The 17906-nt window shown below is 35.0% G+C and carries 19 protein-coding genes and 1 other annotated feature; of the genes, 2 read left to right on the forward strand and 17 right to left on the reverse strand.

The genetic code is table 11. The features are described 5' to 3' along the window. Window positions 1-144: 144 nt before the first annotated feature. Window positions 145-392: a binding site (T-box leader), on the forward strand. A 70-nt stretch (window positions 393-462) separates the two neighbouring features. Further along, window positions 463-1452: a tryptophan--tRNA ligase gene (gene trpS / locus LRP83_RS14580; RefSeq protein ID WP_230497415.1), complete on the forward strand. Its 990-nt coding sequence runs from the start codon at window positions 463-465 to the stop codon at window positions 1450-1452. Window positions 1453-1515: 63 nt separating this feature from the next. Here the strand turns inward: trpS and LRP83_RS14585 are convergent, their stop codons facing one another. From LRP83_RS14585 to LRP83_RS14640, 12 genes are all read right to left on the reverse strand, one after another. After that, window positions 1516-2262 carry a YjbA family protein gene (locus LRP83_RS14585; RefSeq protein WP_230497416.1) on the reverse strand — a complete coding sequence of 249 codons (747 nt, stop codon included), beginning with the start codon at window positions 2260-2262 and terminating at the stop codon, window positions 1516-1518. Window positions 2263-2487: 225 nt separating this feature from the next. Then, entirely contained in the window at window positions 2488-3396 is a 909-nt protein-coding gene (gene opp4C, locus LRP83_RS14590; protein ID WP_230497417.1) for an oligopeptide ABC transporter permease, read from the reverse strand. Between the two features lie 11 nt (window positions 3397-3407). Further along, complete coding sequence (gene opp4B / locus LRP83_RS14595) at window positions 3408-4373, reverse strand: oligopeptide ABC transporter permease (protein ID WP_230497510.1); 966 nt, start codon at window positions 4371-4373, stop codon at window positions 3408-3410. 31 nt (window positions 4374-4404) lie between these two features. Continuing rightward, entirely contained in the window at window positions 4405-6120 is a 1716-nt protein-coding gene (opp4A, locus tag LRP83_RS14600; RefSeq protein WP_230497418.1) for an oligopeptide ABC transporter substrate-binding protein, read from the reverse strand. Window positions 6121-6157: 37 nt separating this feature from the next. Continuing rightward, complete coding sequence (locus tag LRP83_RS14605; RefSeq protein ID WP_290369561.1) at window positions 6158-7171, reverse strand: ABC transporter ATP-binding protein; 1014 nt, start codon at window positions 7169-7171, stop codon at window positions 6158-6160. 2 nt (window positions 7172-7173) lie between these two features. After that, window positions 7174-8190 carry an ABC transporter ATP-binding protein gene (locus tag LRP83_RS14610; protein WP_230497419.1) on the reverse strand — a complete coding sequence of 339 codons (1017 nt, stop codon included), beginning with the start codon at window positions 8188-8190 and terminating at the stop codon, window positions 7174-7176. Window positions 8191-8341: 151 nt separating this feature from the next. Next, window positions 8342-9079, reverse strand: a complete 738-nt coding sequence (locus LRP83_RS14615; protein ID WP_290369563.1) for a DUF2268 domain-containing putative Zn-dependent protease — start codon at window positions 9077-9079, stop codon at window positions 8342-8344. Window positions 9080-9233: 154 nt separating this feature from the next. Continuing rightward, entirely contained in the window at window positions 9234-10472 is a 1239-nt protein-coding gene (fabF, locus tag LRP83_RS14620; protein WP_230497420.1) for a beta-ketoacyl-ACP synthase II, read from the reverse strand. Between the two features lie 25 nt (window positions 10473-10497). Continuing rightward, window positions 10498-11433 carry a beta-ketoacyl-ACP synthase III gene (locus LRP83_RS14625; RefSeq protein WP_230497421.1) on the reverse strand — a complete coding sequence of 312 codons (936 nt, stop codon included), beginning with the start codon at window positions 11431-11433 and terminating at the stop codon, window positions 10498-10500. Between the two features lie 223 nt (window positions 11434-11656). Next, on the reverse strand, window positions 11657-11845 hold the full coding sequence (locus LRP83_RS14630; RefSeq protein ID WP_230497422.1) for a ComZ family protein: 189 nt from the start codon (window positions 11843-11845) through the stop codon (window positions 11657-11659). 87 nt (window positions 11846-11932) lie between these two features. Beyond that, window positions 11933-12754, reverse strand: coding sequence for a hypothetical protein (locus LRP83_RS14635; protein WP_230497423.1), 822 nt, complete (start codon window positions 12752-12754; stop codon window positions 11933-11935). A 156-nt stretch (window positions 12755-12910) separates the two neighbouring features. Next, entirely contained in the window at window positions 12911-13648 is a 738-nt protein-coding gene (locus LRP83_RS14640; protein WP_230497424.1) for a hydrolase, read from the reverse strand. Window positions 13649-13978: 330 nt separating this feature from the next. On the opposite strand from LRP83_RS14640, the gene LRP83_RS14645 reads away from it, so the two are divergent. After that, the gene (locus LRP83_RS14645) at window positions 13979-14170 is read left to right on the forward strand and encodes a YjzD family protein (protein WP_230497425.1); all 192 of its coding nucleotides are present in this window, start codon (window positions 13979-13981) and stop codon (window positions 14168-14170) included. A 58-nt stretch (window positions 14171-14228) separates the two neighbouring features. Here LRP83_RS14645 and LRP83_RS14650 read toward each other — a convergent pair whose 3' ends face one another. The 5 genes from LRP83_RS14650 to LRP83_RS14670 all read right to left on the reverse strand — a co-directional run bounded on the left by LRP83_RS14650 (window position 14229) and on the right by LRP83_RS14670 (window position 17770). After that, window positions 14229-14408: a YjzC family protein gene (locus LRP83_RS14650; RefSeq protein ID WP_230497426.1), complete on the reverse strand. Its 180-nt coding sequence runs from the start codon at window positions 14406-14408 to the stop codon at window positions 14229-14231. Window positions 14409-14571: 163 nt separating this feature from the next. After that, on the reverse strand, window positions 14572-15288 hold the full coding sequence (locus LRP83_RS14655) for a YwiC-like family protein (RefSeq protein ID WP_230497427.1): 717 nt from the start codon (window positions 15286-15288) through the stop codon (window positions 14572-14574). A gap of 104 nt (window positions 15289-15392) precedes the next feature. Further along, window positions 15393-15824 (reverse strand): respiratory nitrate reductase subunit gamma, encoded by a 432-nt coding sequence (locus LRP83_RS14660; protein ID WP_230497428.1) that lies wholly within the window; start codon window positions 15822-15824, stop codon window positions 15393-15395. A 150-nt stretch (window positions 15825-15974) separates the two neighbouring features. Next, window positions 15975-16517 (reverse strand): molybdopterin-guanine dinucleotide biosynthesis protein B, encoded by a 543-nt coding sequence (gene mobB / locus LRP83_RS14665; RefSeq protein WP_230497429.1) that lies wholly within the window; start codon window positions 16515-16517, stop codon window positions 15975-15977. Next, window positions 16505-17770 (reverse strand): molybdopterin molybdotransferase MoeA, encoded by a 1266-nt coding sequence (locus tag LRP83_RS14670; RefSeq protein WP_230497430.1) that lies wholly within the window; start codon window positions 17768-17770, stop codon window positions 16505-16507. Before LRP83_RS14670 ends, mobB begins: the two co-directional genes overlap by 13 nt. Between the last annotated feature and the right edge of the window lie 136 nt (window positions 17771-17906).

Genomic DNA, 17906 nt, shown 5'->3' on the forward strand with positions numbered 1-17906 from the left:
AATATTAAGAATACTTATATAATAAGGATTTTTTCGACATATTCCGACTTTTCCGTGTTTCAAAAAAAATTTTTTCTATGCTAAAAAGTGATATAAAACTTGATTTTTTTCACAAAATAAGGTAATTTTAAGTATAATATTTAGTAAAAAGCTATGAAAAAGAGTAGTACATTCAATTGTAGGTTTTTAGAGAGTTTGTGGCTGGTGTAAACAAACATCCCATTGAATGGAATGGACTTTAGAGCTTCAAGCAGGAATGATCAATAGTATCATGTATGGCTTGGCGTCTTACCTTACGTTACCAAGGTACCTCATCTTTTTTTATATTGATGTAGGCTAAAGTGACTCATTTGGAGTAATTAGGGTGGCAACACGGACCATTCGTCCCTATTTATGGACGAATGGTCTTTTTTGTTTTTATTGGGTAAATTAAAGAAATAGATTTTTTCAGGAGGAAATCAAATGCAAACAATATTTTCAGGAATTCAGCCAAGTGGCACAATTACACTTGGTAATTACATTGGTGCTTTAACACAATTTGTAGAACTACAAAATGAATATAATTGTTATTTCTGTATCGTCGATCAGCATGCTATTACGGTTCCCCAAGATAGAATGGTTTTAAGACAAAATATAAGAAGTCTTGCCGCACTCTATCTCGCAGTTGGAATTAACCCAGATAAAGTTACTTTGTTTATACAATCAGAAGTACCCTCCCACGCTCAAGCAGGCTGGATGTTACAATGTGTAGCCTATATTGGTGAATTAGAAAGAATGACCCAATTTAAAGATAAGTCATCTGGAAAAGATGCTGTTGTTGCCGGTCTATTAACATATCCACCTTTAATGGCAGGTGATATTTTACTTTATGGAACAAACCTTGTACCAGTTGGTGAGGATCAAAAACAACATCTTGAATTAACAAGAGACATCGCTGAACGATTTAATAAAAAATACAATGATATCTTTACAGTTCCAGAGGTTAGAATTCCTACAGTCGGTGCAAGAATCATGTCATTGCAAGATCCAACAAAAAAAATGAGCAAGTCAGATCCAAATCCAAAAGCATTTATTAGTGTTTTGGACGATCCAAAACAAATTGAAAAAAAGATAAAGAGTGCTGTAACTGATTCTGAAGGGATTGTAAAGTTCGATAAAGATAATCGGCCAGGAATTTCTAATTTGATTTCTATCTATTCAATCCTTGCTAAGAAAACTATTTCAGAAATCGAAGCGTTATATGAAGGAAAAGGTTATGGAGATTTTAAAGCTGACCTTGCAAAGGTTGTTGTTAATGAATTTGAACCAATCCAGAACAGATATCGCGAACTAATGGAATCAACGTATCTTGATGAAGTATTAGATAAAGGTGCGGAAAAAGCTAATGCAGTAGCCTCTAAGATGGTAAAAAAAATGGAGAATGCTATGGGGTTAGGTAGAAAAAGAAGATAATTAGAAAAGTGCAAGCGCCCGTTTAGTGGCAAAAAAACTAGTCGGAGTTCAACAGAACACCGACTAGTTAACTTTTGGACCATGTTCCATTTCCCATAACTTCTCAAAAAATGGTTGTCCCTTAATTAGATTTTCACAAAAAATTGAATGTTTTTGTGACCAGCCCAATTTTACTTCCTCATATAACTCATGCCAAATATGATCAAACTCTAGATTTTGCAAATATGAATACTTCACTGGATTCCACTCGGTATACCAATACCTAATTTCCGACGTATTCTTAGATGAATACAACTGATCCATCGCCATAAATAATAATTGTTTAAGTTGACGTTCTTTTCTTGTTAACCCAGACATCAATTCTGGCTCAGGAGATAGAATATGGAAATCCTTTTTATGAAATTGCCCATTAAAAAGATATTTTCTTGGCGTATGATTCTCGACCATTTCATAAACAAGCTGTTCCTGTCTTGGAATTAATCTGCTTTTTCTAATCGGAATATTGTAACCAATAGTATCAACAGCTAGGATTCCAACACCATCGGTAACGATAAAGCAATAATCTAATTGAACTCTTTCGTGGTTTTTTCGTAAAAATGCCTTTTGATAAATTTCATCAAGTAATTGTTGAGGTAGCTCTGATAAATCATTCTCAATATAATGAAAAAGAACAGTCTCAACCTTGATTAATGGTACCTGGTCTAGTAATTCTACACCGTCATCTTTTCTCCACTCATGAAAATGGCAAACATTATAGCCGTTTTCCTCACCTTCAAACCAATTTACCCAAACATCATGAAGATATAGCATGGCATTAACCCCTCACTTCAAGGAACTGTTTGTCCATCAGTATGGGCAGACCTTAGTAAATTTATTCCTTTTTTGGAGAAAAGCTACCGATTCAATTAGAAAAAAATTGTTTATTTATTTATATAATAATCTGGAAAATAGATAATTAACCAAATTTATATTAAAGTACTTTATCATCAGAAGAAAAGAACAAAAAAAAGTCTACCATTTTGAGATGGTAGATTTTTATCTTCGTGAACGTGGATTAAAGGCATCCTTTAAACCTTCACCTACAAAGTTAATAGAAAGAATTGTTAAAGTAATGATTAATGCTGGTGGAACCCAAATCCATGGTTTTCCTTGTAATACATCTGGTTCCCGTGCAAACGATAGCATATTGCCCCAGCTAGGTATTTCGGATGGGACACCGAACCCTAAATAACTTAAACCTGATTCAGCCACAATCATACTAGCAAATAATAAAGTTGATTGTACAATGATAGTTGATAGTACATTCGGAATTAAGTGTTTACCAATTACTTTTATTGGAGAACAGCCTATCGATACGGCAGCCAAAATATATTCATTTTCTTTTTCAGCTAATATTTTACTTCGAACAATCCTAGCTACTCCGCCCCAGCTTAAAGCACTAATAACAATAATTAATACCGCTAATCCATTTAATTTACCAAAAAAGATGGTTCCTAAAACGATAACAAAAACTAGGAATGGAAAGTTTAAGATAAAGTCTGTAAATCTCATCATCATATTGTCAATTTTTCCGCCGAAATAACCTGCGATTGAGCCAACAATTGTACCTAATACGACAACAAAGAATGTACATGAAATACCAACTAGTAAAGAAACTCTTCCACCATATAAAAGTCTAGTAAATACGTCTCTTCCGCTCTTATCCGTCCCTAACCAATGTTCGCTTGACGGTTTTAAGGACATTTCACCAATATTTATTCGTGTAATGTCAATGGTCGTAACATAAGGTGCTAAAAATGATACAACAGCAACAATAATTAAATAGAATAAGCTTATCATCGCAAGCTTGTTTTTCACAAATTTTCTTCGTGCAATTGCCCATGGTGACATACTTTTCATCGGCTTAACTTGCACGGAGGTTTGGGGTGAAGTTGAAATTTGCATGGCCTTACCTCCTAATCCAATCTTATACGCGGATCAACAAATCCGTATAGAATGTCCGCTACAAGATTCCCAAACAAAGTTAGAAATGAAAACATCATCGTTAGAGCCATTAATACTGGATAGTCTTGTTGTGAAAGAGAGTTTAAGAATAATTGACCGATACCAGGATAAGTAAAAATTGTTTCTGTAATAATTGCACCACCTACTATATTTACAATATCAAAGCCAAGAAATGTAATTAATGGAATGATGGAATTACGAAGAATATGTTTGTTGTAAATAGTAGATTCCGGTGTTCCTTTTGCTCTAGCTGTTCTTACAAAGTCTTTTCGACTATTTTCTATAATATCATTACGCAAAAATTGCGTATAACTTGCAGTGCTAAGTAATCCTAATACTACTGCTGGTAAAAACACATGGTGGAGTCTACTTAAATAGTATGCAAAAGTACCATCTTCGACTTGAATATCAACAGATCCATTTGATGGAAACCAACCTAAATTAAAAGAGAAGAAATAAATTGCAAAGACACCAGCTATAAATGAAGGTAATGCTAAACCGAGATAATTGGCCCCAGCAATAAGGTTATCGCCTATTGTATAAGGCTTTCTACCTGAATAGATACCCATAATCAAAGCTAATATATACGTTATCAGTAAAGATGTAGCTCCTAAGTAGATTGTATTTGGTAACTTTTCCAGAATAATATCACTTGCTGGAATTTTGTACCTTGTTGATTTACCAAAATCCCCTTGAACAAACTTTGTTATCCAGTTGAAATATTGCTCATGAATCGGATCATTGTAACCCAGCTTTTCCCGCATTTCTTCAATATAAGCAGGGTCTGTGTTATTTGGATCGATCTCTCCACTAAGGGAATCCCCTGGCATTAACTTAGCCAGGGAAAACACTACAATGGAGATAAGGAAAAGCATAGGGATCATGCCAAGCAAACGGCGTAATGTGTATTTAAGCATCATGCAATCTCCTTATCAAAAAGAATCTTTACTACTCTTGAATCCACCATTCGTGTGGATCATTTGGGCCTGATACGTCAAAAGTAACACCTTTAACGCGTTTGCTAACAGCCATAACTTCTTCAAGTTCTAAAATTGGTAATGCTGGTACTTCTTCGTTAAAGATAGCTTGCCATTGCGCATATAAATCTTTACGCTTATCTGTATCTGTACCAACAACACTTAAATCAACTGCATCTTCAAGTAGTTGTTGACCTTCTTCACTTACCCAACGAGGGTAGTTCCAAACTGTGTCAATACCCCAAGTTGGTAGTGGATCTGGATCTGCACCAGTTCCCCATCCGCCGTAGAATACTTCTAGAGCTGGGTCATCTTTTTCAATTTGATCATAATATAAGTTTACATCTGTCATTTGAAGTGTTGATTTTAAACCAACTTCTTCCCAATATTGTGTGAACGCTTTTGCACGAGCTTCAAAAGTTGGGTTCCCAGTATCATAGTGAGAGAATTTAACAACAAATTCTTTTCCTGCTGGATCTTCACGGAATCCGTCTCCATCAACGTCAACGTATCCTGCTTCATCAAGTAAAGATTTTGCTTTTTCTGGGTCATAAGTATATTGATTAGGCATATCTTCGTTTGGTGCTGCAATCCAGTGAGATGTTGGAACTGGACGGTTAAGTGGTTTAGCTAAACCGCTGAAGAATGCTTCTCCCCAAGCTTGACGATCGATTGCATAAAGCATAGCCTGACGAAGTTTTTTGTCAGAGTATTTAGGCTTATCCATTACATTTTTAGAACCATCATATTTACCAAGCTTAAATCCAACATAGTAGTATGATAATCCTGGATATCTTTCTACAACTACATTATCAAGAGCTTCTACTTCTGGTAAAATTGTTGGGTGGAAAGGAGTCATATCAAGAGATCCATTTTTAAGTTCCCCTGTAGTTAACTCACTCGCAATTACTTTTACGATAATTTTCTCAATGTGTGGTTTACCTTTCCAGTAATCTTCGTTACGTACTAACTCAACAGATTCACCTGGAATGATTTTGTTTACTTTATATGGTCCAGTACCAACTGGATTTGTACGAACTTGTGGAGATTCAGCCATTACTTTTGGATCAATTCCAGCAAATTCTTTTTGAGATAATGGGTATGACCATAGGTTTTCTAAGTTATTTACACGAGCTTTGTCAAATTTAACTTTAAGAGTATAGTCATCTACTACTTCTAAACCTGAGATTTTGTCAGCTTTGCCTTCGTTGAAAGCTACAGCACCCTCAATTGTGTTAACATTAGACCAACGTTGGTGTTCTCCACCAATTGTAGCGATTGTTTCAAGAGCGAATACCCAGTCATTAACTGTAAGCTCTTCACCATTGTGCCATTTTACACCTTTTTCAAATGTAAAAGTAAAGTTTTGGTTGTCATCAGTTGTCCAGCTTGCAATATTTGGTTCTGCTTTAAGATTTTCATCATAAGAGATTAAACCATCATCAAAGAATGCAATAATATCATCATCACCATCTGCATCATAGAAGTTCCAGTTTAATAGCCCTTTAAATTCAGAGCTTAGTGCATATGTTAAAGTTCCACCATCTACAGGACCTGTTTCCTCTACTGGTGTTTCGTCATCTTTTTCGTCATCTTTTGAATTAGCTTTTTCGTTTCCACTACATGCAGCTAAAAATGCGGAAAGAACTAGCATTAAGGCCAAAAGCCATGCATATGATTTCTTCATTTTTTTTCCCCCTATAATTTTAAATTTTCTATTGCACCTAATAAAGGTGGCATGCAACCTGATGTCCTGGCTTCACCTCCTTTAAAATAGGCTTTGTTTTAGAACACTCATCCATTGCTACAGCGCAACGTGGATGAAATGGACAACCTGTTGGTGGATTAAGTGGACTTGGAACGTCCCCTTTCAGAACAATTCGATTTGCCTTTCTTCTTGGATCTGGCATCGGTATAGCAGACACTAGAGCTTTAGTATATGGATGTAATGGTTCATCATAAAGGCTTTTACGTCCGCTAATTTCAACCATACTACCTAAGTACATTACTCCAATGCGATCACTCATATGCTTAACAACACTTAGGTCGTGAGCGATAAATAGAAAAGTTAAATCAAATTCCTTTTGTAATTCTTTTAATAGATTAAGCACTTGAGATTGAACGGAAACATCTAGTGCAGACACAGGCTCATCAGCAATAATTAACTTTGGTCGAAGGGCTAATGCTCTAGCAATCCCGATCCTTTGTCTTTGACCACCTGAAAATTCATGAGCGTATTTATAATAAGCATCCTCTGGAAGTCCTACTTTTTGTAGTAAATCCATTACTTCAGTCTTCAACTCTTTCTTGCCAATACTTTTAAAATTCTTAATCGGCTCTGCAACGATATCTCCAACCATTTGGATTGGATTAAGTGAAGCGTAGGGATCCTGAAAAACCATTTGAATATCTTGTCTAATTGCCTGTAGGCTTTTTCCACTTAACTTCGAGATATCTTTACCCTCAAATAAAATTTCACCTGCTGTAGCCTTTAATAATCGGATAATCGTTCTACCTGTAGTTGATTTACCACAGCCTGATTCCCCTACTAATCCGAGTGTTTCACCCTTCTTAATCGAAAATGAAATGTCATCTACTGCTTTAACATTACCAATTGTCCTTTGAAAGAAACCGCCTTTAACAGGATAATAGGTTTTAAGATTTTTAATTTCTAAAAGAGTCTCTTTTTCATTTTTTTCCAGATTAAATGACTCGTTCTTTAAATCCATCGTACTCATTTTTACTTCACCCCTTCTAGTGCTCTACTTGTCTCATACAAGAAGCAGGCGACTTCATGACCTTGTTCATTTTCAGCTAACTTTGGTGTGGATACCATACATTCAGGCATCACCGATGGGCAACGTTCAGCAAATCTACATCCTGCTGTCGGCATATTCTTTAATGAAGGAACTATACCTTTAATAGAACTTAGTTCTTCAACATCTTCATCCATTTTAGGTATAGCGCCCATTAACAATTTTGTATATGGATGCTTAGGATTATGAAATAAAGTATCTACATCTGTTTTTTCTGCAATGCGACCAGCATACATAACAATGACCTCATCACACATTTCAGCTACAACACCTAAATCATGTGTAATTAAAATAATTGACATATCATTTACTTGCTGTATTTCTTTTAAAAGTTCTAAAATTTGAGCTTGCACGGTAACATCAAGTGCTGTTGTTGGCTCATCCGCAATAAGTAACTTAGGTTGGCAAGCGATTGCAATGGCAATCATAACCCTTTGCCTCATCCCACCTGATAACTGATGAGGATATTCATCGATGATTTTTTCCGGTCTAGAAATTCCCACACTCTTCAAAAGAGCAATACTCTTTAACTTAGCATCTTGTTTTGATATTTTTTGATGATTAAAAAGAACCTCTTGAAGCTGAAAACCAATTGTAAATAATGGATTCAACGATGTCATTGGTTCTTGGAAAATCATTGAAATATCTTTTCCTCGAACTCTATTAATCTCTTTATCTGATAATTTCTCTAAATGAATCCCGTCAAATAGGATTTCACCAGAACGAATTTCTCCAATTCCTTTTGGTAAAAGCTTCATGATGGAGAGTGACATAACGGACTTTCCACAACCTGACTCACCTACAATCCCGACAATTTGTCGAGGTTTGACCGTGAAGGAAACATTATCGACCGCGTTGTAGTAAGTACCATCAATGTCAAAGGCGGTTTCTAAATTCTTCACTTCAAGTAAAGGTGCGTCTTTATGTAATTTTCCACTCATAAGGACACCTCGTGTTTTTTGAATTATTCTGATATTTTGTTTTATCTGAATTAAATATTATTACAGATTTGTTACATTTGCAATACTTTTTTTAACATTTCGACAGTAAAAGTTTAGACATGCACGAAAAAAGCCTGATAAATCAGGCTTCTTAGTTATCGAAATTCGTAAAGTTTTCTGAATCTAATGTAAATGACTCTTTTGTAGTATAAGAATTTTTCAGTCTGAAACTTCTTACGATATGATATCCACATGTATAACCAAGCATATTTGGTAATAAACCTCTCCCAAATAATAGCTGATCATGCTTACGAGTACCTTTTTTTAGAGTTAAGTTATTTTGTAGAAACTTTTCCATATAAAAATTAAAATTTTCCTCCGATAACATTTTGCTCCATTCTGCGAGGTACTTACTCCCTAATATTTCATGAACTGCATCTTCAGCTAAGCCCTCCATGATAAGTGAATCCAATAGAGTATACTCATTTATTGATTTTTTTAGACCATTTAATCTACAAATATGGTGATATTCATGAATAAATAGGGCTTCAATTTCTAACTCATCCCCTATATCAGATAAAAAGAGAAATAGTTTATCTGGAAAAGATAAGCCTGATTTTGTCTGTGGTGATTGAAATATCCCACCACTGCTTCCGATAGGAAAGATATAAATAGGAATATCTGGACCATTCCATTTTTTCTTGTATTTTTGAAATAGCCTTTTTACCTTATCCCATATTTGACTTTTCTCAAGATCTACAAATAATTTCTCTATTTTTGCATTTGGACGGTACATTCCAAATTGAGTTAAATACTCGTAAAGCTTTTCTGGACTCTCTTTTCTTTCAATATTACTTATCTTTTCACATATTTTTATAGGTTCATTTATTAATTCTTTAAGCCAACTTGCTGTGTCCTCTACCCCATCATGGTCACTCCCTTTTTATCAGGTGCATATTTATAGTATGTAGATATATATAAAGGTTCCTTTGAAAATAGTCTTGTAAAATCGAAAAAACGAGGGGAAAATCCCCTCGTTTTTGTCACCCATTAAATTTCTTAAAAGCAATTGTAGCGTTGTGTCCGCCAAAGCCAAGTGAGTTACTAATCGCCGCTTTGATTTCTCTTTGACGAGCTTCATTTGGAACATAGTCTAGATCACATTCAGGATCTGGTGTTTCTAGATTAATCGTTGGGGGTAATATATTTTCATTCATTGCCAATACTGTAAAGATGGCTTCTACCCCACCAGCCGCTCCTAATAAATGACCAGTCATGGATTTCGTAGAGCTAACTGCTAACTTGTACGCATGTTCACCAAACACGGTTTTGATGGCATAAGTTTCATATTTATCATTATACTCCGTGCTCGTTCCATGTGCATTAATGTAATCAATATCTTCAGGCTTTAAATCCCCATCATCTAATGCCATTTTCATTGCTCTTGCTCCACCTTCACCTTCTGGGGCAGGAGCTGTAATATGATATGCGTCACCTGTTGCTCCATAGCCAACAATTTCAGCATATATTTTCGCGCCACGTGCTAAAGCATGTTCTAATTCTTCTAAAACCACAATTCCTGCACCTTCACCCATTACGAAACCATCACGATTCTTATCGAATGGACGACTTGCTTTACTAGGGTCTTGATTAGTTGATAATGCAGTGTTAGCACAGAATCCCGCAACTGACATTCTTGTGATTGGGGCTTCCGCACCTCCAGTAACCATCACATCTGCATCACCGCGTTGAATAACTTTAAATGCATCTCCGATGGAATTTGTTCCTGTCGCACACGCTGTAACCGTACAAGAATTAAAGCCTCTTGCACCAAGCGTAATCGATACCTGACCCGCAGCCATATCAGGGATCATCATTGGGACAAAAAATGGACTAACACGACGGTATCCTCGATTTAGGAATGTCTCAAACTGATTTTCAAATGTTTCCATTCCACCAATACCAGACCCAATCCAAACACCGACACGAGGTGCGTTTTCTTCATTAATGGTTAAATCTGCATCCTTCACTGCCATTAGTGAGGCTGCTACTGCATAATGGGTGAAACGATCCATTTTTCTAGCATCTTTTTTATCGATAAATTCTTCAACATTAAAATCCGTTATCTCTGCAGCAACCTTCGCTGGATATTCATCAGCATTAACTCTAGTCAAAGGCTTAACACCTGATACGCCATTCTTAATATTACTCCAAGTTGTTTCTACATTGCTACCAAGTGGTGTAACTGCACCGACACCCGTTACCACTACGCGACGTTTCATGTACGTTCACTCCTAATTAAAATGTTTATTTACCCCAACGTAAGGCAATGGCACCCCATGTTAGTCCGCCACCAAACCCTACTAATACAATTACATCATCGTCTTTAATTTTTCCTGCTTCTACTTCTTCCACTATTGAAATAGGGATAGAGGCTGAAGAGGTATTACCATATTTATGAATCGTTTTTGACATTTTTTCTACCGGTAATTCTAACCGCTGTCTTGCCGATTCCATAATTCGTATATTTGCTTGATGAGGAATTAAGAAGTCGACGTCTTCTTTAGAAAGTCCAGCCTTTTCTAATACATTGACACTACTTTCTCCCATTTGTCTTACCGCAAATTTATAAACTTCTCTTCCATTCATCGTAATGAATTCTTTTTCTTGATATAGATGCTTTCCGCCAGATCCATCTGCGCCTAATTCAAAAGCAAGAATGCCTCGACCTTCTGACACAGGTCCCAGCACGACAGCTCCAGCCCCGTCTCCAAATAAGACAGCCGTGTTTCGATCATCCCAATTAGTAATCTTGGATAATTTTTCTACACCAACTACTAATACATATTTATAAGAGCCGCTCTCGATAAATTGCTTCCCTGTCACAATCCCATACATAAACCCGGAACATGCAGCACTGACATCCATTGCCGCTGCTTTCTTTGCCCCTAATTTATCTTGTATCATACATGCAATAGAAGGGAATGGCTGATCAGGGGTCACAGTTGCAACTACAATCATATCTATTTGTTCCGCTGAAACATTTGCATTTTCCAAAGCTTTCATGGCTGCTTCGTAAGCCATTTCAGAAGAATTAACATCATCAGAACAAATTCTTCTTTCCTCTATACCCGTTCTAGTTCTAATCCATTCATCGGAAGTATCCATTATTTTTTCTAAATCACTATTTGTAACAACCTTTTCTGGTAAATATCTGCCTACACCTATAATTCCTGCATTCATCTTTAGCCAACTCCTTTTTTACCCATTTACTTTTGGCTTTTATTATTTATATCAATTATTATGACTTGGTACTAATTTTATCAATGTTAGTAAATCCTTGCAACTTTTTTATTAGAAATGCTCCATCGTCCTTTAGCGGCGATGGAGCTAGACAATTCTCGAAGGACAAAATTTGTTCATCATATATTAAATCAAAAAAAATAAGCCGCAATTTTCATGCAACTTATTCTTCCTTTGCTAAAGCCTCAGACTTACCTAATTCATAAGCCTCATTCATTACTTTTGTAAATAAAGACATTAACGGTTGAATTGTGTCCATTGATAACTCTATTCCTGCTTGTTTTAGTTGTTGCTCAGCTTCTGGTAGATATTTCATCGCAATTTGAAAAAATTTCATTTGGTTTTCTTGCATGTCCATTTCCTCATTCCTATTATTTTTTACTATGTAATTTAGAATACATGCTTGTATCTTTTGTTTCAATAAGGAAATTTATTAATTTTATACCTGAAACAGCCTGGATAAATGCCTTTTTTGTTGCTCTAATCCATCTATAATTGAAATACTTTCCTTCAATTTAATTATATTAACTGTGCCACTAGCTGTTAAGTCATTAATTGCTAGTTTATTTGTAGCAAGTTTAAGCTTTAGATGTTCTGCACCTTTAAACCATTGTCCACTACTATTACTTTGAATAAGATAATCGTTCATTTCATTTGATTTCATTAATTTGATAATCAAATCAATTATATCTTTAATAAAGATAGCATCACTGGTAGTTTCTCTTTTGTCTAGTTTTGGTTCAGCGTTAAGAAATTCCTTTAACAAATATTGTTGAAAAAGAAAGACAGATGGTTGCCAAGGGCCAAATACGGTCGGTATATAAATTTTTTGAATCCTAAATTCATTTTCCTTTAAATGGTTAAATTGTCTGTTTACAGCTTCAGGAATATCTTCGATAAAATCAGTTGGAAATAGGATTATTACTTTAACATCGCTGTATTGCTTATTAATATTCATTAATATTTTTTCTAAGATTAAAAAAGGATATTCATCTATTGAATAATAAATATCGTAGAATGAGATAACGATAATCATGTCTGATTTTAATGAATCTTCCATAAATGTAACAGCTTCACTGCCTACCATCTTCTCCTCAAAATTTGCATTTCTACCAATTAAAAGCTTTTTTTCTTCTAAAAAATCCTCGCTAATCTCTTCAGATAATCGAAAACCACATACTTGTATACCTTCATCTAATAATTTTTCACAAAGACTAAAACCGAGAAAATGATAGGTCCCATAAATAATTACCCTGTCCATATCGATTACCTCCAAAACAATAGCGTTAAGCACCTTCGGTTAGTCTAAGTTTACTTAATCACCAAAGGTGCCAACATTATATTTTTATAAAAATATAAACTCTTAGTATCCTATGCCACTAAATTTGCTTTTATTTCGATTAAGAAGGAGGTATGATTATAATTCATGTTCAAATTGATGAAAAAAGTTTGAGATAATTTTTCCTATCTGTTGTTTCTTTTCAGGTAATAGGAATGTGGATTGGATGGTTTTATTATTCTGTTCCCACTTGGTTACAAGCTTTTTGGAAAATTCAAATTGATGATAAGATCGTTTTCCCGATAAAACGTGAATTATTTTCAACGGGATATGTGGAGAGTCATTTAAATCATCCCTAATACTTCCTAATACTTCTTCAATATTAGCTATTTCCACGTTATAGGCAACTGAAATCTCACGCAAAAGTTTTTTATAAAAGAATTTATGTTCCTTCTCGAGTTCTAACTGATTCTTTAATGAAAAAACAGGGTTAATAAAGGCAATAGATCGTATTGCTTCTTTTAGTAATTTCACTAAATCCAAGGCAATTAGTGCTCCCATACCTTCTGCAATAATATGGATTTTGGAGTTTAAAATTTCTGACCTCATTATATGATGATATAATCTTTCTGCCATCTTAGTTGACTTTTGCGTTCCCCAATGTCTGCCGTATAAATTCGAATAAAAACAAGTATAACCAGTCTGTATAAGATGATTTAGTAATAATTGTTTTCCCTCATTTTGCAACCAAAAGCTGTTTTGTTCATCTACGAAATGTCTTTCATCTCCGATTATGAGAATACCAAAACCATTTGGCTTTTCGGAGTAATGAATCATATTCCATTCCGTATCCAGTTTAAAGTTTCGGTTTTCCATAAAAAGTCTCCTCCGCCTAAAATTCCTTCTATTATTGTATGTTGTTTCACATAAAAGGAAAGGGATAATGCCTATTTTAAATGGAAGTTTTCATGCATTTTAAGGTTTTAGATTTATAACAATCATTTAAAATTCACCGTTTCACATTTAGAATGCATATGTTAATATGGATAGTGGAAAATAAAAAGCGGAAGCGCCTTGATCAGCCCCGACAAGCATAAGACGCTCCAAGTAAGAAGGCGTTTTTTTGCCTTCTTACTTGGAGTGACTTGTGACCTCGAGGGGCTAGGCGCTGGAGCTGGATTAAAAATATGTAAGAGGTGAATTTTGATGCGTTACTTTTGGACTTTACTTTGGACATTCTTATTAGTTCAAATGCTTAATTATGTTGTATCTTCTATGACAGGTGGTACATATGATTTCATGACTGGTACTATTCTTTCAGTTATTGTAACTGTTCTAATTATTGTAGTATCAACCATTATCCCGAATGAACCTGCTGATCATCATTCAACCCACTAAAAAACATTAAAAGGCCAACCGATTTATAAATCGGTTGGCCTTTTTTGATTGTTATTTTTTACGGTTTTCTTTTGTAAGTCCAATGACGTTTATCATTCGAGGTTTCCGGAAAAGGATCTCCAGCTTTCAGCTTAATTTGTTTTGGATTTACAACATTATCCCCAGTATCACCTATTTCAACATAGATACCATTATTCGGGGCTTTATGGCCTGATCTGAATACATGACTTTGACCCATTAGATCTATCCCTCCATAACTCATAATCAATAATAGTATTGCCTATTATATTAAGTTAACCAAGGAAATTTACACCATTTTATCATTGCGCCAAAATTTGACAACATTTTATTTCCTAAGGAATATTTTGTCGAATGCGACAAAGAAGTCCACTCAACCGTAATTATATTAACCGCATAAAAACAAATATAAAGAAGAATGCTGCATTCACTATTTCATATATCCCAACTTCCTTGGCTGAAAGCGGCTTACCATAAAAATAAAGCGCTCTGATTAAACTTGGAATGAAAGCCACAAATATAAGCCATTCCCCCATTAGCATCCAAGCAATCGGAATAATGAAATGATAAATCCAAGAAACCCATTTAAATTGTTGATTCTTTTTTTCTCTAATCATAGATTTCACATAAAAGGTGCTGCCTAGAAAAAACAAAACACTGCTAGCAAAAACCAATATAAGGCTTGTAGTAATCTGTTCACTTATGAAAAATCCACTACCTACACCAGCTATCGAAAACACGATAACTGCGCTTATATCATTACCCATGGCTCGATCTCGGTTCTTACTTGAATAATAAGCATTAATAATAAAAAAGGGAATCATTAGAAATCCAAAATAGATAATTTTGGGTTGATACCAAATCGGTATGGACAAAAGCACTAGTGCTGGAACCATATAGAAAATCATCCACTTACTATAGTACCCCATTTTCTTCCTTTTAAATAAAAGTAGGATTGGATACGTTGCTAAATATAGCAGAATCCATCCTAAGAAAAAGGGAACGTGTTGCCACACTAACTCAGTTGCAACCACGCCAAGCCAAAAGGGTATGATTAACATTGCCCAAGCTCCATGTTGTTTTGGTAGAAATAATTTCATCGGAATCACTCCTTTGTCTTATTTCCAATATATAAGAGTGAGAAATATTAAAAAGTGAACATTATCACATTTAAATAAAGAAAGGAGCCAATTTGGCCCCCTTTTCACAATTTATTAATTTTTTTCACTAACTGAAACTTAATATATCGATGTGGATTAAATAAAAATGAAATATACTTTGTAAAAGATAATAATAACACCAGTGTTAAAACCAAAAACAAATGAACCTGTGAAAGAATGGAAATGTTCATGATAACATTCATATCTGGATTGAATTGTAAAAGACTCATGAACCAGATAAACAAGTGCTCAGGATCATTAGGAATATTAGATGAAAATATTACTGCAAGCCCCGTAATAAAACTGAGAGACATTACACTGGTAATCGTTTTCCTTAAGAATAGACTTGTTTTAAGATTCACATCTGAATCCTCCAACACTTTAGCTATATCATATTGCCATACTAGGCCCATAACTACTATAACCATAATTGTATAAGGATAGATCAACCAGAGAATAACATGAATCATTTCCATTTTTACAACTCCCCTATGTTTCAAACATAACCCCAAAACAATTTTAACGTAGTGGGAAAGTTGTATCAGTGACTTAAGTAACTCATATGTCTAATTTATAAACTTTTTATTACTTTTTTGTGATATTCATTTATTTTTTTTTGAATTTCTTTAAATTTCCGATGAAATTAATTGACTTTTAATATATTGAATTATCCAAATATACGATTCACTATCATTAATATCAAAATGAGGTACATTAGTATTTGGTTTATAACTTTTTCTTAAAGATTCATCACGAAAAAGTACAACCACGATATCCTTTAACCTATCTAATAAACCAAGGTCATCTTCGTTTCTTATGATGACAGCCTTAGCAAAGCTCGCGTATTTATGCCCCTCAACTAGTATTAAATCTAAATTAAACGGGTCTAAAATCTCAATTTGCTCTTCTATTGGCCAATTTTCTTTCTCTGCCTGTACTAACAAACGCCCCTCTCCCTCTACTAGAGATGCGATTGCTCCTGTTTTACAATACTTGGCAGAATCCTTTTTCTCATTTATTTCCGGTTTTCCACCATGGCCATGATGTTTGATTGTGCCTGTTCTAATATTCTCTTCATTTAATTTTTCCAGTAAGTTATTTAGGAATGTGGTTTTCCCACTATTTTGAAAGCCAACTACTTGAAAAATAAAAGTGGCTACCATGGCCATTCGCTACCCGTGTGATCTTCTAATAAGAGTACTTCAACCTTTGTCCCTTTCATAAATCCTCTTGTACCACCAGGTAAGATCATTAAGGAATTAGCTCCCGCTAAGCTCATAACGATATTTGACTTATCCAAACCACTTGGGACTACTTTCATTTGACCATTCTCAATATAAGCATAGCTACGTACAAACCTCATAAATGGGTTAGCCTTCGGAAAATCCACTTCTAATATGGATTCTTCTTTGCTTAAATGCGGCTGTGATGAAAATAACATACCCCTAACAATAGGTCTTACAAATAATTCAAAACCAACATAACATGCAGAAGGGTTACCTGATAATCCGAATAAAAGTTTTCCATGCAATTGCGCCACTGTTGTAACACTTCCCGGTCGCATTCCTACTTTATTAAATAGAACTTCGGCTCCGAGCTTTTCATAAATAGCTGGTAAATAATCATAATCCCCTACTGAAACTCCACCTGTCGTCAACAGGATATCAACTTTTTCCAAAGAAGCTTTTATTGCTTCGTAGCATGCATTAAAGTCATCAAGTAGCTTTCCAAAATATACGACTTCCCCACCAATACGCATAATTTGTGCAGCAATCATATAGGAATTGCTATTTCTAATTTTGCCTGGTACTAGCGAATCACCAACGTCTAACAATTCCGTTCCTGTTGCAAATAAGCCTATTCTTGGCTTTTTAGCAACTGGTACCTCTGCATATCCAAAAGTAGCAAGCATAGCTTGTATACCTGGGTTGATAAATGCACCTTTTTTTACAAGTACCTCCCCTTCCTTAGCATCCTCACCAGTAAACGAGACATTATCACCTTTTCGAAAGGGACGCTTCACAGTCATAAATGATTTCTCATTTTCTTTAGAGTCTTTTGCTAATTCCAACATAACAACCGTATCTGCCCCTTCAGGCATCATTGCTCCAGTCATGATTCGCACTGCTTGAAATGCTGCAAGTTTCTTGGTGGTGACCATTCCTGCCCCAATTTCATCAATTACTTCAAAAGTAATAGGATTTATTTGGGAAGCCATTTGTGAATCGACTGAACGGATAGCAAAACCATCGTAAGGAGCACGATCAAAATGTGGTACATCGCTAGTTGCAATTAAATCCTCTGATAAGTATCTTCCATATGCTTGATTTATCGGTATGTATTCTGTTTGACCTATTATGTTATAGTTCATTACTCTTCGAACAGCTTCACCAACCGAAATTGGACTTCTTTTCTCTAACATTTAATCAACTCCCAATTTACCTAATATTAAGTATCATTTCTTCTATTATAAGATTTTCGACCGATAAAAAACATGGCAAACTTCACACTTGAGTTAGAATTACTAAATGACTGATAGATTCCCCTGTAAATATGTT

This window comes from Pseudoneobacillus rhizosphaerae (genome assembly GCF_917563885.1).
GTDB classification, from domain to species: domain Bacteria; phylum Bacillota; class Bacilli; order Bacillales; family Cytobacillaceae; genus Pseudoneobacillus; species Pseudoneobacillus rhizosphaerae.